General features: G+C 59.2%; 22 protein-coding genes, 2 pseudogenes and 1 riboswitch. Of the genes and pseudogenes, 14 read left to right on the forward strand and 10 right to left on the reverse strand.

The genetic code is table 11. The features are described from left to right. Positions 1-68 precede the first annotated feature (68 nt). The 5 genes and pseudogenes from AAAK34_RS02735 to recQ form a co-directional block, all read right to left on the reverse strand. Complete coding sequence (locus AAAK34_RS02735; protein ID WP_231696664.1) at positions 69-1,250, reverse strand: ABC transporter permease; 1,182 nt, start codon at positions 1,248-1,250, stop codon at positions 69-71. Positions 1,251-1,255: 5 nt separating this feature from the next. Next, a pseudogene (locus AAAK34_RS02740) lies at positions 1,256-2,229 on the reverse strand (HlyD family secretion protein). 69 nt (positions 2,230-2,298) lie between these two features. Next, positions 2,299-2,850, reverse strand: a complete 552-nt coding sequence (locus AAAK34_RS02745) for a TolC family protein (RefSeq protein ID WP_431777994.1) — start codon at positions 2,848-2,850, stop codon at positions 2,299-2,301. A 5-nt stretch (positions 2,851-2,855) separates the two neighbouring features. After that, the gene (locus AAAK34_RS02750) at positions 2,856-3,725 is read right to left on the reverse strand and encodes a TolC family protein (RefSeq protein ID WP_431777715.1); all 870 of its coding nucleotides are present in this window, start codon (positions 3,723-3,725) and stop codon (positions 2,856-2,858) included. A 50-nt stretch (positions 3,726-3,775) separates the two neighbouring features. Next, positions 3,776-5,698 carry a DNA helicase RecQ gene (gene recQ, locus AAAK34_RS02755; protein WP_231696642.1) on the reverse strand — a complete coding sequence of 641 codons (1,923 nt, stop codon included), beginning with the start codon at positions 5,696-5,698 and terminating at the stop codon, positions 3,776-3,778. Positions 5,699-6,070: 372 nt separating this feature from the next. Here recQ and AAAK34_RS02760 point away from each other — a divergent pair. Next, positions 6,071-7,116 (forward strand): annotated as a pseudogene (locus tag AAAK34_RS02760) (homocysteine S-methyltransferase family protein). Between the two features lie 303 nt (positions 7,117-7,419). On the opposite strand, the gene AAAK34_RS02765 reads toward AAAK34_RS02760, so the two are convergent. Together AAAK34_RS02765 and AAAK34_RS02770 are read right to left on the reverse strand one after the other, a co-directional pair. Beyond that, entirely contained in the window at positions 7,420-9,189 is a 1,770-nt protein-coding gene (locus tag AAAK34_RS02765) for a DUF5666 domain-containing protein (protein ID WP_431777716.1), read from the reverse strand. Further along, positions 9,161-10,027 (reverse strand): DUF6502 family protein, encoded by an 867-nt coding sequence (locus AAAK34_RS02770; protein WP_231696644.1) that lies wholly within the window; start codon positions 10,025-10,027, stop codon positions 9,161-9,163. The genes AAAK34_RS02765 and AAAK34_RS02770 overlap by 29 nt, the downstream gene beginning before the upstream one ends. Positions 10,028-10,236: 209 nt before the next feature. Between AAAK34_RS02770 and AAAK34_RS02775 the strand changes: the two genes are divergently transcribed. The 8 genes from AAAK34_RS02775 (at position 10,237) to AAAK34_RS02810 (ending at position 16,973) form a co-directional block, all read left to right on the forward strand. Further along, positions 10,237-10,662 (forward strand): type IV pilin protein, encoded by a 426-nt coding sequence (locus AAAK34_RS02775; RefSeq protein WP_431777717.1) that lies wholly within the window; start codon positions 10,237-10,239, stop codon positions 10,660-10,662. Between the two features lie 13 nt (positions 10,663-10,675). Then, positions 10,676-11,182, forward strand: coding sequence for a GspH/FimT family pseudopilin (locus AAAK34_RS02780; protein WP_431777718.1), 507 nt, complete (start codon positions 10,676-10,678; stop codon positions 11,180-11,182). Further along, positions 11,179-11,763, forward strand: a complete 585-nt coding sequence (pilV, locus tag AAAK34_RS02785) for a type IV pilus modification protein PilV (RefSeq protein ID WP_431777719.1) — start codon at positions 11,179-11,181, stop codon at positions 11,761-11,763. Before AAAK34_RS02780 ends, pilV begins: the two co-directional genes overlap by 4 nt. A gap of 2 nt (positions 11,764-11,765) precedes the next feature. Next, positions 11,766-12,842 (forward strand): PilW family protein, encoded by a 1,077-nt coding sequence (locus AAAK34_RS02790; protein WP_231696647.1) that lies wholly within the window; start codon positions 11,766-11,768, stop codon positions 12,840-12,842. After that, positions 12,839-13,411, forward strand: a complete 573-nt coding sequence (locus tag AAAK34_RS02795; RefSeq protein ID WP_231696648.1) for a PilX N-terminal domain-containing pilus assembly protein — start codon at positions 12,839-12,841, stop codon at positions 13,409-13,411. The genes AAAK34_RS02790 and AAAK34_RS02795 overlap by 4 nt, the downstream gene beginning before the upstream one ends. 103 nt (positions 13,412-13,514) lie before the next feature. Next, positions 13,515-14,792 carry a hypothetical protein gene (locus AAAK34_RS02800; RefSeq protein ID WP_431777720.1) on the forward strand — a complete coding sequence of 426 codons (1,278 nt, stop codon included), beginning with the start codon at positions 13,515-13,517 and terminating at the stop codon, positions 14,790-14,792. 47 nt (positions 14,793-14,839) lie between these two features. Continuing rightward, positions 14,840-16,456: a pilus assembly protein gene (locus AAAK34_RS02805; RefSeq protein WP_431777721.1), complete on the forward strand. Its 1,617-nt coding sequence runs from the start codon at positions 14,840-14,842 to the stop codon at positions 16,454-16,456. A 220-nt stretch (positions 16,457-16,676) separates the two neighbouring features. Further along, positions 16,677-16,973 (forward strand): CopG family ribbon-helix-helix protein, encoded by a 297-nt coding sequence (locus tag AAAK34_RS02810; RefSeq protein WP_231696650.1) that lies wholly within the window; start codon positions 16,677-16,679, stop codon positions 16,971-16,973. Between the two features lie 131 nt (positions 16,974-17,104). Here AAAK34_RS02810 and AAAK34_RS02815 read toward each other — a convergent pair whose 3' ends face one another. From AAAK34_RS02815 to AAAK34_RS02825, 3 genes are all read right to left on the reverse strand, one after another. Continuing rightward, a complete protein-coding gene (locus AAAK34_RS02815; protein ID WP_431777722.1) occupies positions 17,105-17,983 on the reverse strand; it encodes a DMT family transporter in 879 nt (292 codons plus the stop codon). Positions 17,984-18,102: 119 nt separating this feature from the next. Beyond that, positions 18,103-19,023: a nucleotidyl transferase AbiEii/AbiGii toxin family protein gene (locus tag AAAK34_RS02820; protein WP_231696652.1), complete on the reverse strand. Its 921-nt coding sequence runs from the start codon at positions 19,021-19,023 to the stop codon at positions 18,103-18,105. Beyond that, positions 19,016-19,774, reverse strand: coding sequence for a type IV toxin-antitoxin system AbiEi family antitoxin domain-containing protein (locus AAAK34_RS02825; RefSeq protein ID WP_231696653.1), 759 nt, complete (start codon positions 19,772-19,774; stop codon positions 19,016-19,018). Before AAAK34_RS02825 ends, AAAK34_RS02820 begins: the two co-directional genes overlap by 8 nt. Positions 19,775-20,265: 491 nt before the next feature. Between AAAK34_RS02825 and ectA the strand changes: the two genes are divergently transcribed. The 5 genes from ectA to AAAK34_RS02850 all read left to right on the forward strand — a co-directional run bounded on the left by ectA (position 20,266) and on the right by AAAK34_RS02850 (position 24,772). Continuing rightward, complete coding sequence (gene ectA, locus AAAK34_RS02830) at positions 20,266-20,781, forward strand: diaminobutyrate acetyltransferase (protein ID WP_231696654.1); 516 nt, start codon at positions 20,266-20,268, stop codon at positions 20,779-20,781. 86 nt (positions 20,782-20,867) lie between these two features. Continuing rightward, a complete protein-coding gene (ectB, locus tag AAAK34_RS02835; protein ID WP_231696655.1) occupies positions 20,868-22,133 on the forward strand; it encodes a diaminobutyrate--2-oxoglutarate transaminase in 1,266 nt (421 codons plus the stop codon). A gap of 34 nt (positions 22,134-22,167) precedes the next feature. Beyond that, complete coding sequence (locus tag AAAK34_RS02840; protein WP_231696656.1) at positions 22,168-22,557, forward strand: ectoine synthase; 390 nt, start codon at positions 22,168-22,170, stop codon at positions 22,555-22,557. 21 nt (positions 22,558-22,578) lie between these two features. Further along, on the forward strand, positions 22,579-23,511 hold the full coding sequence (gene thpD / locus AAAK34_RS02845; protein WP_431777723.1) for an ectoine hydroxylase: 933 nt from the start codon (positions 22,579-22,581) through the stop codon (positions 23,509-23,511). Positions 23,512-23,569: 58 nt separating this feature from the next. After that, a complete protein-coding gene (locus AAAK34_RS02850) occupies positions 23,570-24,772 on the forward strand; it encodes a threonine ammonia-lyase (protein ID WP_231696658.1) in 1,203 nt (400 codons plus the stop codon). 1,459 nt (positions 24,773-26,231) lie between these two features. Then, positions 26,232-26,308, forward strand: a riboswitch (S-adenosyl-L-homocysteine riboswitch). Positions 26,309-26,316 lie beyond the last annotated feature (8 nt).

Below are 26,316 nucleotides of genomic sequence, written 5' to 3' on the forward strand. Positions count from 1 at the left end.
GCGCACCAGAAGCTGGGTTTCATGCGATTTTCCTGAAGATTGCAAGCGGTCTACTGTCATTCCTGGGTTCAGCGCTTTCCCCATTGGTGAGGTTGCTTCAGTCCCCGCCAGAGCCCCGCCGCAGCCAAGATGGCGAAACCTAATGTGGCGAGCACCAGACCACCCAGGATGGGCATGCTTTGAACGGCAGGCGCACCCATCTGGAGTTGCTCGATCTGCAACCTTGCGTAGTGCGTGAAAGGCATGGACAGTGCCCAGCTGCGCGCAGAATCTGGCATGGCCAGAAGCGGAAAACCCACACCGCTGAACGCGAAGGCCGGTGCCGAAAGAAGTGCCGCACCAGAGAGTGCCATGCGCAGCGACAGGGTGAGCGCAGCAAGGCAGGCGCCGATCGCCAGACTCAGGCCCACCAGTGCCGCCAATCCCATGGCGACCCAATACAGATGGCCTGGAACGACCCAGCCGCGCCCAGCGGTAATCCAAAGCAGCGCGGCCAGCCCGCACAGAGTCAGGCTCGCCCATGGCAACACCAGCTTGCCGGCCAGCGCATTGGTCATGGTGATCCAGCCGGCAGAGCGCCCGCCAGAGACTTCCTGCGCCCACATTCCCAATGTGCGGTCGCGCAACTCGCGCCCCACGCTCCATGCTCCGGCAGTCATGGCCAGAACGTGCAGTAGCGCAGGAATCAGCGCCGCTGCGAGAAATTGCTCGTAGTTGTTCGAAATATTGAATAGCGAAACCAGATTGGTGCGAACGGGCTCCATGCGAACCTCCAGCACCTGGTGAGGCGTGCCGCGTTTGGCGAGAGATTGCATCTCGATCCCCGCCGACAGGGTGCCCACCACCTGGCGCAAGTCGCGTTGAATCAGGCTCGAATGTGTGACCAGTTGCGCGTTATGCAGCAGCGCGACGTTGCTCGAATGGCCTTGCTTGATGCTTCGGGAAAATCCAGGGGGAATCTCAACTACTGCAAATGCCGATAAGGATTGCAGCGCCCACTGCGCCTCGGAGGCATTGAGCACCTGAGACTGAACGGTAAGCCCGGGTGTGGCCTCCAGCATGCGCGTCAGCTGCCTTGAAAGACTGCTCTGATCCTGATCCCATACGGCGATGGGCAACCGCTGTGGCAGACCTGCTGAAAAGATCCAGACCAGCAGCATCAGGGCCAATGCGGGCACCCAGGTGATCATGGCGAGATCCCAGGCGCGCCCTCGCAGCAGGCGCCATTCGCGGCGCAGGCTGGCAAGCATTGCGCTCACTTGCCGCCTTCCACCACGACGCTCATGCCTGGTCTCGCACCTTCGATCGGCTCCGCCGGACGCGCACGCACCTCGAATGTGCGCGCATCGAACCCTTGCCCTGCGCGCGTGGCTCGCCAGGTCGCAAAATCAGGCAGTGCGCTCAGGTAATACACCTCGAACTGCACTTCCCGGTTGTCCAGAGCGGGCAGGCGACCTGAAAAGCGACTTCCCTGGGCAAATCGAGAGAGATGGTCTTCTCTGACGTTGAGTACCAGCCATTGATCGCGCAGATCAACGACCGTGACCACGGCAACGCCCTGCGGAGACAACTCACCCTCCTTGGCCAGCACCTGGCTGATTTCGCCGCCTACGGGGCTGGTGAGCCGGGTTTCAGCTCGTGCAGCTTCGACTTCGGCCACGACTCCCTGGACTTGGCGAGCCTGGGCCTGCGCGGCGATCTTGTCTTCCTGGCGCGCGCCGGCAGCGGCCATGTCATATTGAGCTTTGGCGGCGAGCGCCTGGTCACGAGAGGCTCGGTAGTTGGCCTGGGCTTCGTCACGCTTTTGCGCCGCTACCAGACCCTGGTCGTACAGGCTTTGCACGCGGCGCATGGAGGTGTCTGCCAACTCCGCAGCTGCTTGCGCCCGCTGCCAGTTCAGGCGTGCCATCTGCACCTCCTGGGGCCGCGCGCCGGCCTGGGCTTTGTCGGCCACGGCCTGCGCGGCATCGCGTGCGGCCTCGGCCTGCGCCAGTTTGGCTCGTACTTCCGGACTGTCCATCTCGATCAGCAAGTCTCCCGGCTCGATCTTTTGCCCTTCCTTGACGTGCACCTTCGCTATGCGTGCCGTGACCTTGGGCGCAATGTCGGCTTCACGCGCTTCCATTTGTCCCTGAAAGTAGGCAGGCGCAGGTTGTGCGGCGCGCCAGAAGCCCCAGATGACCACGCCGGCTACGGCGATGACAGTCAGTATTGCTGCAGCCAGGGCAAGCGGCCTCTGTCCGTTGTGGGCCTCTTCGGAGCGTGAGGGAGCCGGGGTATCGGAGCGTTTGTCTGCGGTCATGGTGCGTCGGGTGGAATTTGGGTGTCGGCTTTGGCCATATAGAGCTCGAAGGCATCGCTTTGCCCGGTACTCTCGAGCAGCGCGGCGAGTGCTTGCACGTATTGATTGGCGCTGGAAGCTCGCTCGGTTTGCACCTTGGCTAGATTGGCTTGGGCATCGATCAGGTCGATCAGGGTGCTGGTGCCTTCCTTGAGGCCTGCTTCACGCAGGCGCAGCAATTCGCGCGCGAAATCTTCCTGCGCCTGTTGTGCCTGATACTGTCGGCGCGCCTGCTCCACACCGAGCCAGTTTTTCTCGACCAGCAGTGCGAGGTCGCTGCGGATCTGCGATTGCGTCAATTCGGCCTGTTCTACCGAGCGAAGAGACGAGGCGGCCAGGGCATCGCGGTCGAGGCTGTCCCACAGCGTCCAGCGAACTGCCAGGCCAGCGATCCAGTTGGGCTTGCCTTGGCTGGCAATGTCATGCGAGCCAAAGGCAAGCACCTGAGGTCTGCGCAAGGCCTCTTGCGCCTCATGCAGCGATTCCGCTTGGCGCTGCCTGGCTCGCACTTTGCTCAAGCCGGGATGTCGCTGCTCCGCAGCCGCAATAAACTGATCCAGGGGGGCAAAGGCTGACTGCTGACAAAGAGCGGCGAGCCGGGCCGTACCCGAGCATGGACCTTCAGTGTGCGGGCCAGCGCCGTGTCAGCCAGATCAGCCTCGTCGCGGGCCTTGCGCGCCTGCTGTTCGGCCTCTGCCAGCGCTGCGCGGGCTTGCAAGCGCTCCACCTGAGCAATGGTCCCGGCCGCAAGCATTTTTTGCGCGGCCGCGTCATGGCGGCGCACTGCATCCAGGGAACGCTCGCGCAATTGGGCTGCACGTTCGGCAAGCTGCGCGCCGAAATAGCGTTGTGCCAGCAGGGAGAGCAGTGAATCGCGGCTGCTGGCCGCATCGGCCTGTGCTTCTTCAGTGGCCGCATCCAGACCGCCGCGTACCGCATCCGACAACCCACCAAGGTACAACGGCCAGATCAGCGATAGATTCGCCGAGGCGACATTCTTTTCGCGTTCCACGTAAAGGCTGGGCGGCAGTGGCATGCTGGCCAAGCCCTGCTGGGTTGCGGGCGGCAGAGTGGCCAGCACCCCAGGCAACAAGCGCCGGGCTGGATCCAGATCCAGCTGCGCGTTGGCCGAGTAGTGATAGGCCATGCCCGTGACGGCTACCGAAGGGCCTCCCAGCCTTGCGCTTCCCTGCCGGCGAAGGCGTGCACTTTCCACCGCTTTCTGGCTGGCGGCCAGTTGGTCTGAGCGCTCCAGCAGGGCCTGTTGAGCCTCTGCATAGCTCATGACGGTGACTGTCGTGGGTTGGGCCAGGGTCGCACCCGATCCACTGAACGCGAGGAAACAGCCCAGCAAACCCAGTTTGCGTCTCGAGGAAATCGACATTGGCGAAAAACTCATGTTGGAGATCCGGTATTTTGATACACGCAGTTTGTTCAGGCAGTGTTGTGAGTTTGTCGGCATATCCTTAGCACTTCTTCGCCATAGCGCTCCATTTTGCTGGAACCCATGCCGTTGACCCCCTGCAAGTCTTCTGGAGTTCGGGGCGCGCGGGCCGCGATGGCTGCCAGGGTGGCGTCATGGAAGATCACGTAGGCTGGCAAGTTGTGTTCACGCGCGACCTCACCACGCCAGGCTTTCAGAGCTGCAAAGCGAGCCTGACCTGCGGTGTCGAGATCCGCGGCTGCAGGCGGTGCTGCGCGGCCGCGAGGCGCGCGTTCAGCACGCGCCCTGCGCTCAGGTTTCGCAGTCTCTGCACGAAGCCGCACCGGTTGCTCTCCGCGCAAGATCGGACGCGCGGCGTCCTGAAGCCTGAGGGTGTTAAAAGCCTGTGCATCTACCTGCAGGGCGCCCACGGCAATCAACTGCCGAAGCACGCCACGCAGTTGCTGTTCGCTGAACTCTGCCCCCAGGCCGAAGGTGGAAATCTGCTCATGCCCGAACTGCTTGACCTTGTCGGTCGGTTTGCCGCGCAGAATGTCCATGATGTGCCCGGCGCCGAAGCCAATGTTGCTCATCTGCTGCACGCGGAACACCGTGGAAAGCAGCTTGCGTGCGCACTCGGTAGCGTCCCACACTTCGGGCGGCTGCAGGCAGTTGTCGCAGTTGCCGCAATACAGGCGCCTATAAGAACCACCCTCTTCCGAAGCTGACGCATCGACGGACACCATTTGCTCGCCAAAATATGCCAGCAATCGGGCGCGCCGGCAATCTGTGGCCTCGGCCAGCGCCAGCAGGGCATCGAGCTTGCGCACCATGATCTGCTTGAAAGCTTCCTCGGCAGGACTTTCGTCGATCATGCGGCGCTGGTTCACCACATCCTGCAGACCATAAGCCATCCAGGCGTGTGCGGGTTCACCGTCTCGGCCGGCGCGGCCCGTTTCCTGGTAGTAGCCCTCAATGTTCTTGGGCATGTCCACGTGGGCCACGAAGCGCACATCGGGCTTGTCGATTCCCATGCCAAAGGCAATGGTGGCCACCATGATCACGCCCTCTTCGCGCAAAAAGCGGTCCTGATTGGCCTGCCGCTCGGCCGCTGGCAAACCGGCGTGGTAGGGCATGGCGTCCAGACCAGCCTCGCACAAGGCTTGCGCCAGCTCTTCTACCCGGCGGCGCGATTGGCAATAAACAATACCCGATTCATCCGGGTGCTGCCGTTGAATGAAACGCAGCAGTTGAGCTTTTGCATCCTTTTTCTCAACAATGGTGTAGCGAATGTTGGGCCGGTCAAAGCTGCTGACAAACTTCTCGGCCTGCTGCAACTGCAGGCGCTCGATGATGTCCGCGCGCGTCACATCGTCCGCTGTGGCTGTCAAGGCGATGCGCGGCACCTCGGGCCAACGCTCATGCAACACGGTGAGCGCACGGTACTCTGGTCGAAAATCGTGTCCCCACTGGCTCACGCAATGCGCTTCATCAATCGCGAAAAGCCCAAGTTGCCCATGCGCGTGAAGCGTGTCCAGCAGACCTAGAAAGCGGGGGGTAGACACGCGCTCAGGGGCGGCGTAGAGCAGCGTAATCTGGCCCGCCAACAGCTTGCGCTCTACATCCTGCGTCTGCTCCCAGTCGAGCGTCGAATTGAGAAAGGCGGCTGGCACACCTGCCTCATGCAGCGCGCCCACCTGATCGTGCATGAGGGCGATCAGCGGCGAAATCACCAAGGCCACGCCGCGCCCGGCGCGCTGGCGAGCAATGGCCGGCACCTGGTAGCACAAGCTCTTGCCGCCGCCCGTGGGCATCAGCACCAGTGCATCGCCCCCTGCAGTGACATGTTCCACCACGGCAGACTGCTGGCCGCGGAAGGCGGAATAACCAAAAACCTCTCGCAAAATCGCGAGCGGCGTACAAGATTGATCCATCGGCATGAAGTTTTAGGCGGTACTGACCACGGGACCGAAGAAAGTGGTGAACTTGGTCATGGATTCTCGGATTCTTTGAAAAGGCGCTAAGGTGAGTGGCACTGACTTAAGGCCAGCCACCTCGCCTCGATAAGGGTAATTGTTTGTAGGAGCGGCTTCAGCCGCGAGGGGCCTCTGCGCTGCAAATGGCGATGTTTGTGGCACAGTCGTTTCGCGGCTGAAGAGGTACAAAAGTGGAATGCTAAAGACCTTTGGCGACACACTCTGAAGCCGCTCCAATGGCAGCGGGCTACTATACGAGGGTTCAGCGTGCGCTAAGGTCTTTAAGGGGCTCATTACCTGCCGGGCTCCTGGCTTCCTACAATCCCAGTCATGACTTCGCCAGCTTACACCCGTGCCGCGGCACTGCCCGCCATTCTTAAAGAACGCATCGTGATCCTTGATGGCGCCATGGGCACCATGATTCAGCGATTCAAGCTTAACGAAGAGCAATACAGGGGCGAACGCTTCAAGGATTTTCACAAAGACGTCAAGGGCAACAACGAACTGCTCAGTCTTACCCGGCCGGACGTCATCAGCGACATCCATGAAAAATACCTCGCGGCTGGCGCTGACCTCATTGAGACCAACACATTTGGCGCCACCCGCGTGGCCCAGGCAGACTACGACATGCAGGATCTGGCGCGGGAGATGAACCTTGTTTCCGCTAAGCTGGCACGGGCAGCCTGCGACAAATTCAGCACGCCTGATCATCCGCGTTATGTGGCTGGCGCACTCGGCCCCACACCCAAGACCGCCAGCATCAGCCCAGACGTGAACGACCCCGGTGCCCGCAACACCAGCTTCGAGGAACTGCGCGCGTCTTACTACGAGCAGGTCGAAGCGCTGGTCGAGGGTGGCTCTGACGTGCTTCTGGTCGAAACCATATTCGACACCCTCAACGCAAAGGCAGCGTTGTTTGCCATAGATGAGTTTTTTGAAAACAGCGGGCAGCGTCTACCCATCATCATCAGCGGCACCGTCACCGATGCTTCAGGGCGAGTGCTCTCAGGGCAGACCGTGACCGCCTTCTGGCACAGCGTGCGCCACGCGCAGCCGCTGGCCGTGGGCTTGAACTGCGCCCTGGGCGCGGCGCTGATGCGCCCCTACATTCAGGAGCTCAATCGCGTCGCCCCTGACACCTTCATCAGTTGCTACCCCAATGCGGGCCTGCCCAACCCCATGAGTGATACCGGTTTCGACGAGACGCCGGAGGTTACCAGCCGACTGCTGCACGAGTTTGCGGCTGAAGGACTGGTCAATATTGTCGGTGGTTGCTGCGGCACCACGCCGGATCATATTGGCGCCATTGCGAAGGCGGTGGGGCCGCTCAAGGCGCGGGGGTGCAGCCTGCAGGGTTCTATCGCGAAGCGGCGTAAGCGCGTCGGTGGCAGTGCGGATCGCCCGAGGCCTCCTAGCGCGCAGGCGGTGCGTTCATTCAAACGCACAGTTGGCACCGAGGGCACGCAACGCGTTGAAGAAAATCACTTTGAACCGCGTAGGTTGGCGCTGAGCGCAGCGAAGCCCAACAGACAGCGCCTCCTATCTCACGCCCCATGTTGGGCATCGCTGCGCTCAGCGCCAACCTACGGCAGCACGCGCAGGCGGGAATGCTCAGAAAACGGCAGCCACCGGGCATAAAGCCGTTCTCACAAGTTAGGGTTCAATATCGTAGGGCCGGTTCAATAGAGCCGTTTAGGTTCGACGATTTCCACAGTCTGGTTACCCGAATTCCCAGCATTGCCCGAGTTTCCAGGATTGCCCGAGTTTCCAGGATTGCCCGAGTTTCCAGGATTGCCCGAGTTCCCAGGGTTGCCCGAGTTCCCAGGGTTGCCCGAGTTCCCAGCATTGCCCGAGTTCCCAGCATTGCCCGAGTTTCCAGGATTGCCCGAGTTTCCAGGATTGCCCGAGTTTCCAGGATTGCCCGAGTTCCCAGGGTTGCCCGAGTTCCCAGGGTTGCCCGAATTCCCAGGGTTACCCGAGTTCCCAGGGTTACCCGAGTTCCCAGGGTTACCCGAGTTCCCAGGGTTACCCGAGTTCCCAGGGTTACCCGAGTTCCCAGGATTGCCCGAATTCCCAGGTTTACCCGAATTCCCAGGGTTGCCCGAATTCCCAGGGTTACCCGAATTCCCAGGGTTACCCGAATTCCCAGGGTTACCCGAATTCCCAGGATTGCCCGAATTCCCAGGGTTGCCCGAGTTCCCAGGGTTACCCGAGTTCCCAGGGTTACCCGAGTTCCCAGGGTTACCCGAGTTCCCAGCGCCATTGCCCGGAGGGCTGCCGGTGCCAGGGCTGCCATTTCCTGGATCTCCTGAGTGCGGCGGCGAGTTGGGCTCGCCAGGGGGAGCACCTTCGGCGGCTTGAAGAATTCGCAGTCGTTCGGCCACCAGCACACCGTCGACCATGCGCCCTGCAACCGTCACCTTGGCCCCCGAGCCCAGAAAACTCAAAGGCAGCGAGCCCGGGGCGATCTGTGCCCCGCTCGCATCTACCTGCGTGCCCTGCAAGACGAACCACTGTGGCGACGTAAACTCAGCCACCATCCCGGCAAGGGTGACGGCTGAATCGATCGCCGGAGGCAGAGAATGCGCCGGCCGCAAGCGGCTTGCCGAGAGTGTTTGGCCCGTGAACGCGCCCGCGCCACTGATATAAAGAGGCGTTCCGTTGGCGAGCATGGAGGCATCCAGGCCGTCCAGGAATGACGCCTCTGCATAGCTGACCTCCACGGTTCCGACGCGGAACAGGCGTTTCACGCTGTCCAGTGCTTCAACCTCGCCCCAAATCATGGGGCGAAGAGCCTCTGGCGCCACAGCAAGAGCTTCCACTCGGGTGGCTCGCAGCGTGCCGCCAGCGCCATCGGGCAGGGCATACACCTGCACACTCTGCCCAGGCTGCAGCACGGAAAGCTCGCTCACGCCATCAAATATGGTCGCTTGGTCCACCGACACTGGCACGCCCATCATGGCGAACTGCTTTTCCGGTACCTTCACTTCAGCAACCGCCCCGCGCAACTCTGGCACTGAAAGCACATGCGTGGCCGTGCCTGTATTCAGTCCGGCATCCACGGTGCCGCTAATCTGCACCGTCATGCCCGGTTTCAGCACGCCCGTAGAGGAGTCGTCAAACTCTATCCGGGCTGCGCTCACATCAAAGCGAACGCCGTTCACAATCACCTCAGTGCCGCTTGTCGATTCGCTAATGCTTCCCACAGCCACCGTGGATTTGAACACTCCCGTGCCACCAGATCCGACACCGTCGCCTCCGCCGCAGCCAACCCCCGCCACCACGATTGCCATCAACGGCGCAGCCACCAGCGCACGCATGCCTTTTCTTATGGCATGGCCACACCAGGACGAAAGGCGTTGCAGATGGCTGCGATGCGTGAGCGCCCCCTGGTCTGCTTCATGCGGGGGAGGGTGCGGTTCACTTTTGAGGTTGATTTTGTGAATCATCTTTTTCACCGATGGATTTATTGACCACGCACCCTGTAGCCTGGTCTTCGTGATAGACATAAACACCCACACGCATCCGCGCCGTGCCTTGGCCCTGAGCTTTGGCGTGTGCCTCGGACATTTCGCGCACCAGCGAGAAATGCAACCTATCCCACTTTTCGCGCATTAAATGATGAATGCGTTCACATTCCTTAATCGACAAGCCCGACGCATAAACAGCGCGCTCCAGCATTCGGGGCTGATCGCCCAGCGTATTGCCCACGGCCGCGAGCAGATGGTCTCGCACGTTGTCGCCGGTGAAGGCCAGCATGTCTCGCAAGCTGCCTGAAGGCACAAAGCCGCTACCCACCAGTTCCACGGCACCCCCGGCGCTATCCTCTGGCAACGCAACTAAGCCCAGGCGCAACAACTCCTCAAGCAAGGTCTTATGGTGCACATTGCCTCGGGTGGCCAGCCGCGCCATGAGTTCGAATGAAGGGCCGTCACCTGGGTCCGCAATGGGTAGGCGCCGAAAGGCAGGCTCGTCGGAAACCAGTTGCAGCCAGGCCGTGTATGCCTTGGCGGTGGCAGACGCTTCAGTGGTTGGTAGCGCGTCGTGGGTTTGGCGAACACGCGCTGTCACATCTTTGCGATTGAGCCCGGTGGTGACCGCAAGCTGACTCAGGTTGGGCTGGTTCACCCCTTGGCTTCGCCAGAGGTGCTTGGCTTCATCCAGCAGCAGATCCCGCAAAATCTCCTCCAGATGCGCGTGCTTGAGCCCCATCGCCAATGCCAGCCTTATGGCGGGGCGAAGTATGCGCACCAAGGCCGACTGTGCCCAGGTTAAGCGGTGATGCATGGGGATACCAGGAGAAGCTGCACGGAATGCCTGTTTAACAATTCCGTATTGTTACAGCAGTTTTCGTGCCTTTAAAGCAAAAAATCAGGAAGAAATCCGCGTATTTACCGTTCATCGGGTCATTGGCACCGTTTGTCCGAGCCTGTGCTTCTATTTGTGTAAATGTGATAATTTCACATACATACAGAAGTAACCTTTTCAAAGGTGCCATGCGGACATACACAAACAAGCGGAGATTGGCCGGGTTCACGCTCATTGAGGTGATGATCGTGGTGGCTGTCATTGGGATTTTGGCGGCTGTGGCGTATCCGTCGTACGCAGAGTACATACGCAACTCTCGTCGTGCAGAGGCTCAATCAGTGCTCATGGATCTTGCAACGCGCCAGCAGCAATGGCTGCTTGATACGCGGACCTATCTAAAAACAGCCGACGCGTGCACGACGCCCATCCTCAACGTTACAGTCCCGCCGTCGGTTTGTGGCAGCTACAAGATTGAAGTGACGATCCCAGACCCTGTTCCTGTTCCACCGACGTTCACTGCCACAGCCACCCCTCAAGGGGCCCAAGCCAAGGAAAGGTGCGGCACGCTCTCAGTTACCCACACCGGCGCCAAGACGCCGAGCACCTGCTGGTAGGCGGAAGACCTCCATGCGACACCAGATTCGACGCACCACCCAAACCGGCTTTACCTTGATTGAGCTCATGGTGGCTATTGCGGTGCTTGCTGTCATCTTGTCGCTGGCCGCGCCGTCGTTTCGTCAAATGCTTGAGTCGCAGAGCATGCGAGCAACAGCATTCGACTTGGTGGCTGACTTGACACTCGCGCGCAGCGAGGCCCTCAAACGCGGACAGAACGTGACCATCGGAATTCCGGCAAGCCAAGGGGGAGACTGGAGTAAGGGCTGGGCGGTAGTCCTCGGTGAGGACGTGGATGACGCCAGCGCCGAAACGATCAGCAAAAAGAACCCGGCCGGCAACGGTGTGACGTTCACATCGACCTTGAATGAAATCACGTTCAGGGGCGACGGAAGGGTTTCCTCCGGAACATCTCAAGTGAAGTTTGGATTGAAGAACAGCGATGAATCGCAGCAGAGGTGCATTCTGCTCGACCTGTCCGGACGTCCCAAAAGCCTGAAGAGGTCTTGCCCAACATGACCCGCAAACTCCACAGAACTCGATCGAGTGCGCGAGGCGCCATCCTTTTGGAGGTGCTGGTGGCTATGCTGATCACGGCCTTTGGCATTCTCGGATATGTCGGCATTCAGGCGCGCACGGCCGTGGCCAACCTGGAAGCCTACCAGCGCTCACAAGCACTCATTCTGGTCAATGACATGTCCCAGAGGATCAGTGTGAATCGCGCCAATGCTTCGAGCTACGTGGCCGACGGCATTGGCACCTCTGATCCGGGTGATTGCGCGACCAAAGCAGATGAAGCCGCACGAGACATCTGCGAATGGGCAAAGAGTCTCCGGGGCGCAGGGGAGAGGCAAGGTACAGCCATGGTAGGAGCCATTCTGAATGCCTACGGCTGCATCAGCGCCATCGACAACCTTACCAGCACAAGGCCGAGGTACCAGGTCGCAGTCGCTTGGCAGGGAATCCAGCCTAGCGGCGCTCCAGCTTTCGAATGTGGCAAGGATGAATTCAGTTCAGAGAGTCTTCGCCGCGCCGTTGCCGTAGTTGTTCAGGTAGCCGATCTCAGCGCACCTGCAACTCCGCCAACTCCCTCGCCCTAACCATGATCCGATTTACTCAATTGCGCCGAAAAACCAATCGAGGTTTCACGATTGTGGAACTCATGGTTGGCATGGCGATAGGCCTGGTGCTGGTGGCTGGCTTGGCTCTGATGTTTGCCAACACCAGCCGTTCGCGCGAGGAGCTGGGCAAAAGCGTCGGACAGATCGAGAACGGTAGGTATGCGGTTGCTCTTCTGGAGGATGACATCTCGCACGCCGGCTTCTACGCGGAGTTGCCACCAGCCATTACACGGAGCAATGTCCCTGATGCATGTGCTTCCACGCTTGGCAGTGGGCCGGTGGGCAGCGGACTGGGGTGGGACAGCACGGCATTGAGCGCACCCGTTCCCATCATGGGCCTTTCCTCAGTGGAAGCCGCAGCACTGGCTTGCCTGGCAGAGCATAAAAGCGGCACGCCCGCCCTTGTGCTGCACCGGCTCAGCGTGGAGGCTCTGGCGCCTGCTTCAGCGGCGGGTGTCCCCTCTGTCCAAACCTCGCGCTGTGCATCGGAGCCGGCGGGTACCCCTCCGTTCAAGGTTTCTGTCACGGCATCGGATTTCACACTTCAGAACTTCAAGTGCGATGCAGTCAACACGGTGCGAAGGTACGTCTCGCGCATTTATTACGTGGCAAGTTGCAATGAGTGCGCTTTGGAGACGGCTAACCAGATTCCCACGCTAAAGATGGCTGAGTTGCGGGCCGGCAGCAGTGGCTTGGTCATGGAGATAGTGCCGTTGGTCGAAGGTATCGAGGATATTGAGATTCAGTACGGCTTTGACACCCTCGGCACCGGTAACGCAGACAAGTTCCTGACTGAATTGAGCGGCACCGCAGGTGCTGCTGACAACACTTGGGAAAACGTAGTGGCCGTTCGCTTGCATCTGCTGTCTCGCACCACAGAGCCTTCACCAGGGTTCAATGATGGCGGCAAGAAATACGACCTGAGTAGGGCTACTCTGCTAGGTCCGTTTAGCGATCAATTCAAACGCCGCGTTTATACAACCACCGTGCGGTTGCCCAATGTGGCTGGCCCGCGTGAAGTGCCTGCATCGCCAGCGAGTTCGCCTGCTTCATCATGATTCAAAAGTATTCTCAACGGTCTCGTTCCAGAGGTGCTACTTTATTGATAGCGCTTATTTTTCTTGTACTCATGAGTCTGTTCGCCATCAGTGCGTTCAACAGCTCAAGCGTCAATATGCGCGTGGTAGGTAATACTGAGTCACGCCAAGAAAGCGCCGCAGCAGTGCAGGTTGCGATTGAAGAGACAATTAGCGGAACCGAGTTTTACGTGAATCCTGACGGCGTAGCGGCCTCAACCGTTCCTGTGGATGTCACAGGAGATAGTGTTGCCGACTACACGGTCAGTATGACTCCGAAGCCCTATTGCTACCGTGCGGTTCCAACCACCCTTCCTGCTCCTACCAAAACGGGGTCCGATGGCTACGAGGCGTGTCGATCGGCACCGTCACCGCCTCCGGTCTTTGTTGAAGGCGGACCCGCTGGAGGCGCATCCGCTCTGGCTTGCGACGACGCCGAGTGGAACATACGAGCTTCGGTGACCGATCTTGCGACTCGCACTACGGTGGCAGCCGATCAAGGAATTGCCGTCACCATGTTTGGTTACCAGGTTACCGATTACTGCAAATGAGTCTAAGCGTTTTCAAGGAGTCCGAATAATGAGACTACAAGCACTTATCTGCTGGCGCCTATGGGCGGCATGCGTTCTGAGCCTGTTCGTCAGTGTGCCCAGCATGGCGCAGTACACGAGTGATATCGACATCTACAGTGGCACCGCATCTTCGGGTGCTGCCAATGTGCTGATCATTATGGACAACACTGCGAACTGGAACACGCCGTTTGCCGCCGAGCGCGCTGCGCTCAAGGCTACCGTACAAAGCCTCCCGTTGGACAAATTTCGGGTCGGACTCATGATGTTCAGTGAAACCGGAGGGGGAGACAAAGGAGAGAAAGGCGCCTATGTCCGTTCTGCCATCCGCATGCTCGACGCAGGTTACAAGCCGAAGTTTCTTGCCCTGCTCGACAGCATCGACGTCGGTGCCGACAAATCGAACAACGGGAAAGCCGGCCTTGCCATGCTTGAAGCATATGCGTACTTCAAGGGTGGGACACCCTACGGTGGCAACCAAAAAGATAAGACTGATTACAGCGGAAACGTATTTGGCACCAGCGCTTCCAAAGCGATATATCAACTCCCCGGGAATGCGCTGAACAGCAAGAATGCAACCACTTACAACTCACCGCTCATACCGGGCAATTGTGACAAGAACTACATAATCTACGTCAGCAACGACGCAGCCCAAGACAACAACAGCGACACCACCTATGCTGACAACCAGTTGGATGCTGCATACAAAGCCGCAGGAATGATCCGCCCCTCGCCGAGGGTCATTCCGCTGACTCCTAATGGGTCGCAGGGAAACGTGGCAGACGAGTGGGCGCGGTTCATGAAAGACTCACCCAGCGCAATCACCACATTTACGCTCGACGTGGATAGAGTGACTAACGGGCAAGGACCGGGATGGTCGGCTCTTCTCAACAGTATGGCCGTGCGCAGTGGTGGCGAATACTACCCGGTGAGTTCCGGGGGTACTGATTTGGCGCTCGCTTTTGGCGATATTTTCAACAAAATTCAGGCAGTCGATAGCGTTTTCTCGTCTGCCAGCCTGCCCATTAGCGCCAGCGCGCGCGGCACCTATTTGAATCAGGTGTTCATGGGCGTTTTCCGGCCCGATGGTGAAGCAGCGCCGCGCTGGCGGGGCAACCTCAAGCAATATCACTTCAAGTACAACGTGGCAACCGATACGCTGGAGCTTGCGGATCAAGACAACAACCCTGCCGTCGTCAGTTCCACGGGTTTCCTTTCGCCGACAGCGAAGTCTTTCTGGACCCAGGATAGTACTTTCTGGGTCAATCAGAAAATGGGATCACCACTTTCAGCTTCGGATTCACCAGATGGTTATGTCGTCGAAAAAGGGGGGCAGCGCAACTGCTTCGGCAGGCTAACTTAACGTCGCAAAGCTCGCGCAAGGTCCTGACCTGCGTAGGTACTGGTTGCGTGAGCGGATCCGCCCTTACCAATTTTTCCACAGCCAACAGCAGCAGTTTTACCGCTATCGCCAGCAACGCGACCGAGCGCAATAACATCATCAACTGGGTGCGCGGGACCGACAACGCTGGTGATGAAGCAGGTCCAGGCGGTAGCACGACGGTGCGCCCCAGCGTGCACGGGGACGTACTGCACTCACGTCCTGCGGTGGTGAACTATGGAGGCGACAACATCGTGGTCTTCTACGGAAGTAACGATGGAGGCCTGCGCGCCATTAACGGAAACAAGTCCGGCACTGGCGCTGGTCAAGAGTTGTGGTCATTCGTTCCAGAGGAACATTTCGGCAAGCTCAAGCGACTGCGCGACAATTCGCCTCCCATAAGGATATCCACGACGCCAGCCTTCGCAACGAACGCAACGCCGCGTGACTATTTTGTGGATGGCCCTGTCAGCATTTATCAGAAGCTGAATTCAAGCCAGGTAACCACTCAGGCAATTCTGTACGTCGGCATGAGGCGCGGAGGTCGGTTCTTTTACGCCATCGACGTAACCGATCCGGCCGATCCGAAGTTTCTGTGGAGAAGAAGTAACTCGGTCAACGATGACAGAGGAGACTTCACCAAGCTCGGGCAAACTTGGTCTGAGCCGCGCGTGACCAAGTTGAAGGATTATGCTAATCCCGTCCTCGTCATGGGCGGTGGCTATGACGCTGTAGCCGAAGACGCTGCGACGCCGGGTACCACAACGATGGGTAACAGAGTCATGGTGATCGATGCCATTACTGGAAATATGATCAAGCAATTCGCCACGGATCGAGCAGTAGCGGCTGATGTCTCGCTGGTGTCCTTGGACGGCCAAGGCTACACAGATCGCGCCTATGCCGTGGATGTGGGAGGCAATATCTACCGTATCGACTTCCAGAAAACCACTGGCGTCAGCACTTCCACGGCAGTCGCCGATTGGGGCATTTATAAGCTGGCGGCCTTGCAGGGCACCGGTGATCCCCGAAAGTTCTTCTACGGTCCGTCAGTCATGCCAACGCAAAATTTCGTGGCGGTTCAGGTAGGCTCCGGTGACCGTGAAAAGCCATTGAAAACTACAGGTGAGGATGCGTTCTTTACTGTGTTTGATGAGCGTATGACAAAGGGCACTCCCGCTGTCGCGCCAGCCGTGATCACCATGGGGACCGGTATGGGGCAGGTGGGCACATCCGAGGACATGAGCAATGGTTGCTACATTCCTCTTGCCGCTGGCGAGAAGGTTGTAAACGGGCCTACATCTTTCATGGGCAGCACGTATTTCGGCACCAACAAACCATCTTCAGGCGTTCTCTGTAAGGCGAACTTGGGTGACGCCAGGTTGTACGAGGCACCCATGTTCTGTCAGTCGCCAATTTCCACTGAGTATGTCGGAGGCGGATTGCCACCCAGCCCAGTTGCCGGAGTGGTAGAGGTTACCTACATGGTCACCAATGCTGACGGGACTACGACGGAAGTCACCAAACGCAAGCCCATCTTGATTGGAGGCCCTAACTCGAAAAAATCGGCCATTGAAACGACTGACAAGACTAAGTCCGTTAACCTCCCTCGTAAGCGCCGCTATTGGTACCAAGAGCAAACTCGGTAAATGTAAGGCGGCTTGCTGAGGTAACACGCAATTTTCGTGTCGCATCAATCCGCCTCAGCAACACCGCCGCAATCGCCACCACCACGCACCCCATGGCCGCCAGATCCTGCCAGCGCGGCCATTCGCCCACCATCAAGCCGGGAATTCAGATTCACTGAAGGTCATCAACAGTTCCCATACGATAAGGTGTAATTTATTAACAACCTTGCAGGGGGCGACCATGAATGGACAAGCAGTAGCCGCGAAAACTGTATCAGCTAAGCTGCACAACGCCATGCGTGATCGCATTAAGCACTTGGCTGGCGTTCAGCATCGCACCACACATTGGATCATGCGTGAGGTCATCGCGCAGTATGTTGACCGAGAAGAAAAGCGCGAAGCATTCCGGCAGTCTACGCTCGCCGCATGGCAAGAACATCAGGAGACCGGTATGCATGTGACCGGAGACGAAGTCGAAGCATGGCTTGCGAGCTGGGGTGCAGACAATGAGTTACCAGCGCCTAAATGCCACAAGTGAGATTTGCGCCAGGGGCACTGCGCGACTTGCAGAGAGTTCGTGAATTCTTGAGCTCAAAGAGTCCCGAAGCGGCTTACCGGACCGGTCATGTTTTCGACGCCGACGCTGCAAAGTGAATCCGCGCGCCAAGCTCAGTCCCGCCGCAGCAACACCGCCGCAATCGCCACCACCACGCACCCCATGGCAGCCAGATCCTGCCAGCGCGGCCATTCACCCACGATAAGTGGGGCGCTCAAAATGCCGATCAGTGGCACGGCCATCAGGCTCATCGCGCTGGTGGCCGGGGGTAACGCGCGCGCCAGCCTGAACCAGATCACCTGGGCCGCGCCGAAGTTGACGAGCACGCCCCACACCAGGCTGGCCCACACAGTCGGCCTTAAATTCCAGTTCTGCGGGGGCTCCAGGGCTGCAGCAAGCCCTGCCATGACAACGGCCGAAAGAGCCATCATCCATACCAGCAGAGCTTCCGGGGGCATGGTCAGTTTGGCGCGGCGCGTCCAGATGATGCCCAACGCCCAGGATGCTGCCGCACCCTGCATCCAGAAAATCCCGCTCGGATTTCCGCTCAACTTGCCCAGTTCGTCCCCCAGTAGCAGCGCGATACCTGTCAAAACGGCGGCGGCAGCTATTACCAGGCGGCGGGTCAGTGGTTCGCGATAGAACAGCACGCTGAGCAGCACGGTCCAGACCGGCATGGTGAATCCGAGTGTGGCTGCGCGCCCGGCGGGCAACTGGGTCAAGGCAACGATCGAAAGGCCGTGCCAGAACAGAAAGTTAGGCAGCCCAAGCACCACCACATCGCGCCATTCGCGTGTACCGGTTGGCGTCATGCGCAGGCCTTGCGCCTTGAAGAAAAGCCACAATCCCAAGGCGCCAAGCGACATCGTGACCGCCCGAAAATGAAACGGTGCGACCTCGCTAAGGGAGAGCTTCATCATCGGCCAGTTCACTCCCCACAGCAGGGTGAGCAGAACCAGGCCAGTCAGTTGACTGCGGGTGAGAACATTCATGGGGCTATGTGGCGGCTTTGTTCATTGCCTCGAATGAGAAACTCACAAAGGCCACCAACTATAAGTCGCGCTTTTTTTGGGTTTGTGGCGACCTAAGCTTGATCGGGTTTCTGCCGGAGCTATCTCCGATAGAGGCCATGGTCCAGCGCCTCAGCCTGAGCAATAAAGTCGGAGGGGCGCCGCTTGCGGAAGGCTTGCAGATTCGCCAGCTTCCAACGCAGCGCGGGCAGTTGGGCGGCGTGCTCGCAGCGGATGAGTGACCACTCCGGGGTTGCGCGAACCAGTCCACTGAGGAACCGTCGGTGTTCCTGGGTCAGCCGATTGGGAAGATCCTCTCGTAATTGCGCCCGAACGTTCAACAGCGTCTGCAGTGGACAATCTACCTCCGTCATACCGACGAATGCGCGTTCGTACTCTTGGGCGAGATCCTTGTCGTTGCCGAACAATACTTCATGCGATGGACGGTTGTGCCCTGCCAAGTAGATAACGAAGCACTCGACCATACCTTCACTAAGGCCGCCCGCTTCGTAGAGCTGCCAAACGTCGAACAGGTCACGCGGGTGCTGACGGTCTAGAGCTGCCACCAGCTTGCCCGCGTACAACTCGTCGCGCGCGAGGATGGGGGCGTTCAACTCGACACCGAAAAGATCGCTGGCCCTGGCTCTCAGCGGTTTGCGTGCCACGGGTAAAACCGTGCCGCGGAAGACGAAGTTCACTTCGATCTTGACTTGGCTGGTGTCATTCTCGATAAGCAGCTTGGTGGCATCCAGATCCTTGCTGCGAAGCAAGCGAGTCTGCATGCCAAGCGGTTCTATCCGCTGGGCGATGGTGGCCAGCTCGTTGTTGATGGCGGCGAGGGCTTCGTCTCGTTGCATCTGCCAGGGGCAGAACACCACATCGATGTCCACCGACAGGCGGGGCATGTCCTGCTCGAACAGGTTGATCGCCGTGCCCCCCTTCATTGCGAAAATGTCGTTCGCGAAGACCTCTGGAGCGACGGTCAGCAGCAGGCGAACCGTGTCAGCGTAGCTTTTATCCATGCGGGTTCAAACTCAACAGGGTGCCGTCTGCGAGTCGGCTCATCCAGCGCTTGTCACTGCCAGTGGGCACCGCATGCCTCGCCAGCAGATCATCGACATCCACCACACCAGTTTCGCGCGCCCAGGTGAGGAACAGCCGCACGGTCTTGACGCTGGTGCAGCAGGCCAGCAACTGGCCTAGCAGCTCCTTGCGCGGGGAGCGTAAGCCGTCAAATAGGTTGCGAGCTTCTTCGAGACTTTGCTTCGTTCCAACTTCGTACAGCATCTCCAGCACGGCGCGCTCAGAAACCGACGTTAACAATCCGTCGGGTTGGCCCGGTGGCGTTACCAGGGTCTTGCTGACGAGTGCGGCCTCTGGCCAATTGAACAGACGCGCATGCACATAGCGTGCCCGGAATCTTGATATGAACCAATTCGGCAGGACGTAGCGGACATCACCCCACAGCACCAGCGCCTCACGGCTACTCAGGTTGTGCCTGACGCCATGCAGGGCCAAAGCGCTCTTGCCGCCGATGTGCAGGCCAGGTATTCGCTGCTTCAGAAACTTCAGGGCCCCATCAATGCCGTAGTCGTCGTTGGGAAAGGCGTAGACGCCTTGTGCCAAGCGCACCAGCCACCCGCCCTCGGCGTAACGGGCAGCGAGCTGGGGCGACACGCCCAGCTGCGCAAGCGTGGCTAGATCGAACGGTGCCCCCCGGGGCAACTCTGTCTGCAGCCGTTTGATTACTTCATGCCTTGAATTTACATTCATGGTTTAAAAATAGCACAATATTCAATCAAATTTACGTCCGTGGAAGAGAATTTGCTTCGCGAGGCTGAAATCCTGCCGCTGCAACACAGCCCCAATTGCCACCACCGCGCACCCCATACGGGGATGTTGCGTCAATCACATAGAGAGAATCAGCCGGATTGTCAAGTTTCAGGCTAATACCCGATGCGCACGGTTCAGACTTGCATCATCCTAAGCATGGGTTTAGACTGAATAAGGATTAGGACAGACTTGCTACTTAACTTTTTGGTAGCTTGCTGCTGCTGTAATCCGCAGACTTGCGCTTCGACTTAAGCACGAGGGCAATGTCTGTTTCGTTCAACGGCCACAAGGGTCGATTGAGTTTTTTTGTAGGTCCCCTTCGAGGGGCCGACCGGTCAAGTGGCAAGCCATTAAGGCGCTAATGACCGTTCGCCAGAAGCAGTTTCGCGCATTCAGCGTGAAGCCAGGCTTCCCGACAAACAACCAACCGCATGACCCCTACTGGTACAGGTACAGCACCGCATTCCCTTTCTTTCGATTTTCGGTCAGTTCAGCAGACTGATGGAGCCACGCTGTGGCGCTTGGTAAAGGCCATTGGTACGCTGGAGCTCAATTCCGCGTACCTCTATCTCCTGATGGCCGCCGATTTTGGCGAGACCTGCTTGCTGGCCCTGCACAATGGCCGACCAGCCGGGTTGGTTATTGGCTACCGCCCGCCACGTGAGCCCGAGGCCGCATTCGTGTGGCAGGTGGGGGTGTTGCCTGAGTACCGGGGTCAGGGCCTTGGCTTGCGCATGCTGTCTGCCTGGCGGCAGTTGCCTGCCAATCGCAACGCCCGCTGGATCACGGCCACAGTGGATGAGGTGAACCAGTCCTCTCGCGCTTTGTTCGGCGCGCTGGCCAAACAGTTGAATGTGCCGCTGGCCGTTCAGCCGCATTTCACACCAGAACAGTTTCCTGTTGATCACCCGGCCGAACCACTGCTTCGGATCGGGCCGATGCCCTGAGACGAACTTTCAACGCCGCATCGGCCTGCCCGCTGCGGCTTTCGTTCGTCCGTACTTCCGTATTTGTAACAACTGAGGAGAAAACCATGAACATTTTCGAACAGCATGAGTCCGAGGTGCGTGGCTACTGCCGCAGCTTTCCGGCGGTGTTCTCAACCGCCAAGGGCGCGTGGATGACCGACACCACCGGCCGTCGTTACCTGGATTTTTTCAGCGGTGCCGGAGTGCTGAACTACGGCCACAACCCCGACCGGCTGAAGCAGGCCTTGCTAGGTTACCTGATGCGCGACGGCATCACCCACACGCTGGACATGTACAGCGAGGCGAAGGCCACCTTTATTGAGCAGTTTCAGCAAGTCATTCTGGAGCCCCGCGGGCTGGAATACAAACTGCAGTTCCCTGGCCCCACGGGCACCAATGCGGTCGAAGCGGCACTGAAACTTGCTCGCAAGGTAACGGGGCGCGAGCAAGTGGTCGGCTTTACCAATGCGTTCCACGGCATGACGCTGGGCTCTCTATCGGTCACTGGAAACGGCTTCAAACGAGCTGGTGCAGGCGTGCCGCTGACCAACGCCGCGTCGATGCCGTTCGATGGCTACCTGGGTGCTGACACCGACACGCTGGACTATTTTGAAGCCATGCTGCTGGACAACGGCAGCGGCATGGAGCTGCCGGCGGCTGTGATTATCGAGACCGTGCAGGCTGAGGGCGGGGTGAATGTTGCCAGCCACACTTGGTTGCAGCGCCTGCGCGAGATGACTCAGCGCCATGGCATCGTGCTGATCGTCGACGACATTCAGGTCGGCTGCGGTCGCACGGGTCATTTCTTCAGCTTTGAAGAAGCCGGCATTGCGCCAGACATCGTCACGTTGTCGAAGTCTCTCTCGGGCTACGGCCTGCCCATGGCGCTCGTGCTTATCAAGCCTGAGCTGGACCAGTGGGCCCCAGGCGAGCACAACGGAACCTTTCGCGGCCACTGCCCTGCGTTCGTCACGGCTACCGCAGCACTGAGCTTCTGGCGCGACGACCGTCTGCAGCAATCGGTCAAGCGCAAAGGCGAGCAGGTGCAGGAAAAGCTTGAGCGCATGCTGCGCAAGCACGAGGTGAAGGGCAACGTGCGCGGCCTGGGCTTGATCTACGGCGTGGAATTCGCCGATACCGAGTTGGCCGGCCGAGTGTCCCAAGCATGTTTCGAGCGAGGCCTGATCGTGGAAACGGCAGGCATTGACGACCAGGTTCTGAAGCTATTGCCCAGTCTGACCATCAAGGAAGACGAGCTCGCGCATGGCCTCGACATCATTGACCAGAGCCTGCAGGCCTGCGTCAAACAGTGCGTGCTCGAAGCCGCCTGATCCATCGTTCAAAGAAACTGAAAGGAAGACTCGCATGATCGTCAAACACCTCGATGACATTCTGGGAACCGCAGCCGACGTGGACGCGGAGGGTTGGACCAGCCGCCGGCTTATCTACAAAGACGCGGGCATGGGCTACTCTGTCAATGACACCATCATCAAGCAGGGCGCAGAGCTGGAGATGCACTACCGCAATCACCTGGAGACGGTGTATTGCATCGAAGGCTCCGGCGAAATCACCGACCTTGCCACCGGCGTGACACACCCGATTCGCGTGGGCACTCTGTATGCACTCAATAATCACGACCGTCACATTCTGCGCGCCAACAAGGGCACGCACATGCGCATGGTCTGCGTGTTCAATCCGCCTTTGACTGGCCGCGAAGTGCACGACGAAACCGGTGCCTACGCACTGTCTGAGTGAAGCGAGCGAGGGAGGTTGTTCATGATGCAAAGTGCTGTTCACACGAGCCGCGTTCGCGCGGATGACCGTTACCCCTCGCGCCATGCGCCGGTTGCACAGATCAGCCCACGCCATGACGCCGTGGTTCATGGCAACGCGGGCAGCGGTCCACTGACGCAGCGCGAGTTGCTGTTCTACCAGGACAATGGTTATCTCCATTTTGACCAGCTGCTGGATGAGGCCGACGTTGCCACTTGCCTGCAAGAGTTGCAGCGGCTGCGCTTGAGTGAAAGCATCAAACGCGCCGATGAAGCGATCCTCGAACCTGATAGTGGGGAACTGCGGTCGATTTTCGCGGTGCATCGTTCGAGCGAGGCTCTTCGCACGCTATGTGAGCATCCGAAGCTGGTAGGTATTGCTCGGCAATTGCTTGGCGGAGATGTCTACATTCATCAGTCGCGCATCAACTACAAGGGCGGTTTCAGGGGTAAGGAGTTCTATTGGCACTCCGATTTTGAAACGTGGCACGTGGAAGACGGCATTCCTGCCATGCGCATGCTCAGCTGCTCGATCAGTCTCACGGCCAATACGCCGTACAACGGACCATTAATGGTCATTCCTGGTTCACATAAGCGTTACTTGTCTTGCGTGGGTGAAACGCCCGACAATCATTACAAGGAATCGCTGCGCCGCCAGGAAGTGGGTGTGCCGGACGACGAAAGCCTGGCGCGCCTGGTTGAGGATTTAGGCATAGCGGCCCCCACGGGCTTGGCTGGTGCCGTCACGTTCTTCGAGTGCAACATCATGCATGGTTCGAGCTCCAACATCACGCCACTGCCTCGCAGCAACCTTTTCGTGGTTTACAACAGCGTGGAGAACAAACCGGTGGAGCCATTCTGCGGCCTGGCGCCACGCCCCAACTACATTGCTGAGCGCGAGGACTTCACGCCCTTGCCCTACCCGGCATCGAATTGATGGTGCCTTCCTGAGTACGGGCGAAAGCATTGTTCTCGGAGTCCTTCACAATACGTCAATGCTTTCGCTTAAAGACATTCAGCAGGCAGCCGTCCGTTTGCAGGGCCAGGTGCTTGACACACCGTGCGTCGAATCGCGTACCCTTTCGCAAATCACCGGCGCCGACGTTTTTTTGAAGTTCGAGAACCTGCAGTTCACCGCTTCATTCAAGGAGCGTGGAGCCTGCAACAAACTGAGCGAGCTCACGTCCGGTGGTGAACGCCCAGGGGTGATTGCCATGAGCGCCGGCAATCATGCGCAGGGGGTGGCCTACCATGCCCAGCGGCTGGGGCTGCGCGCGGTGATCGTCATGCCTACTTTCACTCCTGGCGTCAAAGTGGCACGCACTCGAGGTTTCGGCGCCGAGATTGTGTTGATCGGAGACACTCTGGAGGCTGCGCGCGCCCATGCGCTGGAACTCGCAAAAAATCAGGGCCTGACATTCGTTCACCCCTATGACGACCTTGCCATCATGGCGGGCCAGGGCACTATCGGCATTGAAATGCTGCGCACCCAGCCAGATCTCGATGTGCTGGTTGTGCCCATAGGTGGCGGCGGGCTCATCGCGGGCATTGCTACTGCCGCCAAGACCATTAAACCCGGCATTGAGGTGGTTGGTGTGCAGGTGCAGCGGTTTCCGGCCATGGTCAACCTTATTAAGCACGCGCACTACGCGCAAGGCGCCAGCACTATTGCTGACGGTATTGCAGTAGGCGCGCCAGGGGAGTTGTGCGCGGAAGTGATCCGCCAGCGCGTGGATGAATTGTTGCTGGTCGACGAAGGCGATATTGAGCAAGCTATTGTCATGCTGCTGGAAATCGAGAAGACCTTGGTTGAAGGGGCGGGGGCGGCTGCACTGGCAGCCGTGCTCAAGCACCGGAGCCGGTTTGCGGGAAAACGCGTTGGCATGGTGCTCTCGGGCGGCAACATCGATCCCATGCTTCTGGCCTCCATCATTGGCCGCGGCATGGTCCGCTCAGGTCGCTTGGCCCGCATTGTCGTGAGTGCACGCGACGTGCCGGGCACACTGGCGCGTATTACCACCCTGGTGGCCGACGCTGGTGCCAACATTGATGAAGTCCATCATCAGCGCGCCTTCACTGTGCTTTCCGCGCAGAGCGTGGAAATCGAGATGGTGCTGCAGACCCGTGGGCACGAGCACGTGGATGAAATTGTCTCGAAGTTGCGGGCGCAAGACTTGGATGTGCGGCTGGTTCACTGATTTTTTTGCGATCTGCTCTCATTCGCCAGCTGTTGCTGAAACGGGGGAAACCACCCCGCCCTTCGGGCACCCCTCCATAGAGGGGAATTGGCGTCGGGGCACGTTCAATGGTCATCGGGAAATTGACCGCTGGTGGATGGGCGACCGGCGACAGAATAAGAAATTCCCTTCGATCGGAAGTGCGGATAAGCATCCAGGAAGAATAGGTTGGGATAGGGAGACGCGTCAAAAAATTCCCCTCCGTTGGAGGGGTGGCAGGCAAAGCCTGACGGGGTGGTCTCACCACACGCACCGGATTCCGCGAGAACACGGTGCAACTTGCCCCACTGTTGTCATTCGCTCGCCGTTGCTAAAACTGGGGAAACCACCCCGCCCTTCGGGCACCCCTCCATAGAGGGGAATTGGCGTCTGGGCACGTTCAATGGTCATCGGGAAATTCACCGCTGGTGGATGGGTGGCTGGCAACTCGTCAGGACATTCCCCTCCGGTGGAGGGGTGGCAGGCGAAGCCTGACGGGGTGGTCTCACCACACGCACCTGATGCCGTGAGAGCACGGTGCAACTTGCCCCACTGTTGTCATTCGCTCGCCGTTGCTGAAACGGGGAAACCACCCCGCCCTTCGGGCACCCCTCCATAGAGGGGAATTGGCGTCTGGGCACGTTCAATGGTCATCGGGAAATTCATCGCTGGTGGATGGGCGACCGGCGACTCGTCAGGGCATTCCCCTCCGTCGGAGGGGTGGCAGGCGAAGCCTGACGGGGTGGTCTCACCACACGCACCTGATGCCGTGAGAGCACGGTGCAACTTGCCCCACTGTTGTCATTCGCTCGCCGTTGCTGAAACGGGGGAAACCACCCCGCCCTTCGGGCACCCCTCCATAGAGGGGAATTGGCGTCTGGGCACGTTCAATGGTCATCGGGAAATTCACCGCTGGTGGATGGGCGACCGGCGACTCGTCAGGGCATTCCCCTCCGTCGGAGGGGTGGCAGGCGAAGCCTGACGGGGTGGTCTCACCACACGCACCTGATGCCGTGAGAACACGGTGCAACTTGCCCCACTGTTGTCATTCGCTCGCCGTTGCTGAAACGGGGGAAACCACCCCGCCCTTCGGGCACCCCTCCACAGAGGGGAATTGGCGTCGGGGCACGTCCAACGGTCATCGGGAAATTCACCGCTGGTGGATGGGCGACCGGCGACAGAATAAGAGATTCCCCTCGATCGGAAGTGCGGATAAGCATCCAGGAAGAAAAGGTTGGGATGGGGGAGACGCGTCAAAAAATTCCCCTCCGTCGGAGGGGTGGCAGGCAAAGCCTGACGGGGTGGTCTCACCACACGCACTGGATGCCCTGAGAGCACAGCACAACTCACCCTCCCGGAGCCGGACGCCAATCCCGGCCTCGGTTATTGAGCAGATCAGGGAACCGCCGTAGGGGATTGAGCCTTGCCTTAAAATCCCCTTATCCCCAAGGAGCGTTGCAGCGGCTGATGGCCGTCAGGCTTGGTGGTTTTTTTGCACGGCAACGACGCTCACCTGATTGCCATGC

The organism is Ottowia caeni (assembly GCF_050821495.1).
Classification (GTDB): Bacteria; Pseudomonadota; Gammaproteobacteria; order Burkholderiales; family Burkholderiaceae_C; genus Ottowia; species Ottowia caeni.

Coding starts and splice junctions, on each gene's coding strand:
- pilV (WP_431777719.1), top strand. CDS start 11,179: ATGACCCGCAAACTCCACAGAACTCGATCGAGTGCGCGAGGCGCCATC.
- AAAK34_RS02780 (WP_431777718.1), top strand. CDS start 10,676: ATGCGACACCAGATTCGACGCACCACCCAAACCGGCTTTACCTTGATT.
- AAAK34_RS02735 (WP_231696664.1), bottom strand. CDS start 1,250: ATGCTTGCCAGCCTGCGCCGCGAATGGCGCCTGCTGCGAGGGCGCGCC.
- thpD (WP_431777723.1), top strand. CDS start 22,579: ATGATGCAAAGTGCTGTTCACACGAGCCGCGTTCGCGCGGATGACCGT.
- AAAK34_RS02825 (WP_231696653.1), bottom strand. CDS start 19,774: ATGAATGTAAATTCAAGGCATGAAGTAATCAAACGGCTGCAGACAGAG.
- AAAK34_RS02770 (WP_231696644.1), bottom strand. CDS start 10,027: ATGCATCACCGCTTAACCTGGGCACAGTCGGCCTTGGTGCGCATACTT.
- AAAK34_RS02800 (WP_431777720.1), top strand. CDS start 13,515: ATGGCGCAGTACACGAGTGATATCGACATCTACAGTGGCACCGCATCT.
- AAAK34_RS02765 (WP_431777716.1), bottom strand. CDS start 9,189: ATGATTCACAAAATCAACCTCAAAAGTGAACCGCACCCTCCCCCGCAT.
- AAAK34_RS02750 (WP_431777715.1), bottom strand. CDS start 3,725: ATGTCGATTTCCTCGAGACGCAAACTGGGTTTGCTGGGCTGTTTCCTC.
- ectA (WP_231696654.1), top strand. CDS start 20,266: ATGACCCCTACTGGTACAGGTACAGCACCGCATTCCCTTTCTTTCGAT.
- AAAK34_RS02850 (WP_231696658.1), top strand. CDS start 23,570: ATGCTTTCGCTTAAAGACATTCAGCAGGCAGCCGTCCGTTTGCAGGGC.
- AAAK34_RS02790 (WP_231696647.1), top strand. CDS start 11,766: ATGATCCGATTTACTCAATTGCGCCGAAAAACCAATCGAGGTTTCACG.
- AAAK34_RS02840 (WP_231696656.1), top strand. CDS start 22,168: ATGATCGTCAAACACCTCGATGACATTCTGGGAACCGCAGCCGACGTG.
- AAAK34_RS02775 (WP_431777717.1), top strand. CDS start 10,237: ATGCGGACATACACAAACAAGCGGAGATTGGCCGGGTTCACGCTCATT.
- ectB (WP_231696655.1), top strand. CDS start 20,868: ATGAACATTTTCGAACAGCATGAGTCCGAGGTGCGTGGCTACTGCCGC.
- AAAK34_RS02795 (WP_231696648.1), top strand. CDS start 12,839: ATGATTCAAAAGTATTCTCAACGGTCTCGTTCCAGAGGTGCTACTTTA.
- AAAK34_RS02820 (WP_231696652.1), bottom strand. CDS start 19,023: ATGGATAAAAGCTACGCTGACACGGTTCGCCTGCTGCTGACCGTCGCT.
- AAAK34_RS02810 (WP_231696650.1), top strand. CDS start 16,677: ATGAATGGACAAGCAGTAGCCGCGAAAACTGTATCAGCTAAGCTGCAC.
- AAAK34_RS02815 (WP_431777722.1), bottom strand. CDS start 17,983: ATGAATGTTCTCACCCGCAGTCAACTGACTGGCCTGGTTCTGCTCACC.
- recQ (WP_231696642.1), bottom strand. CDS start 5,698: ATGGATCAATCTTGTACGCCGCTCGCGATTTTGCGAGAGGTTTTTGGT.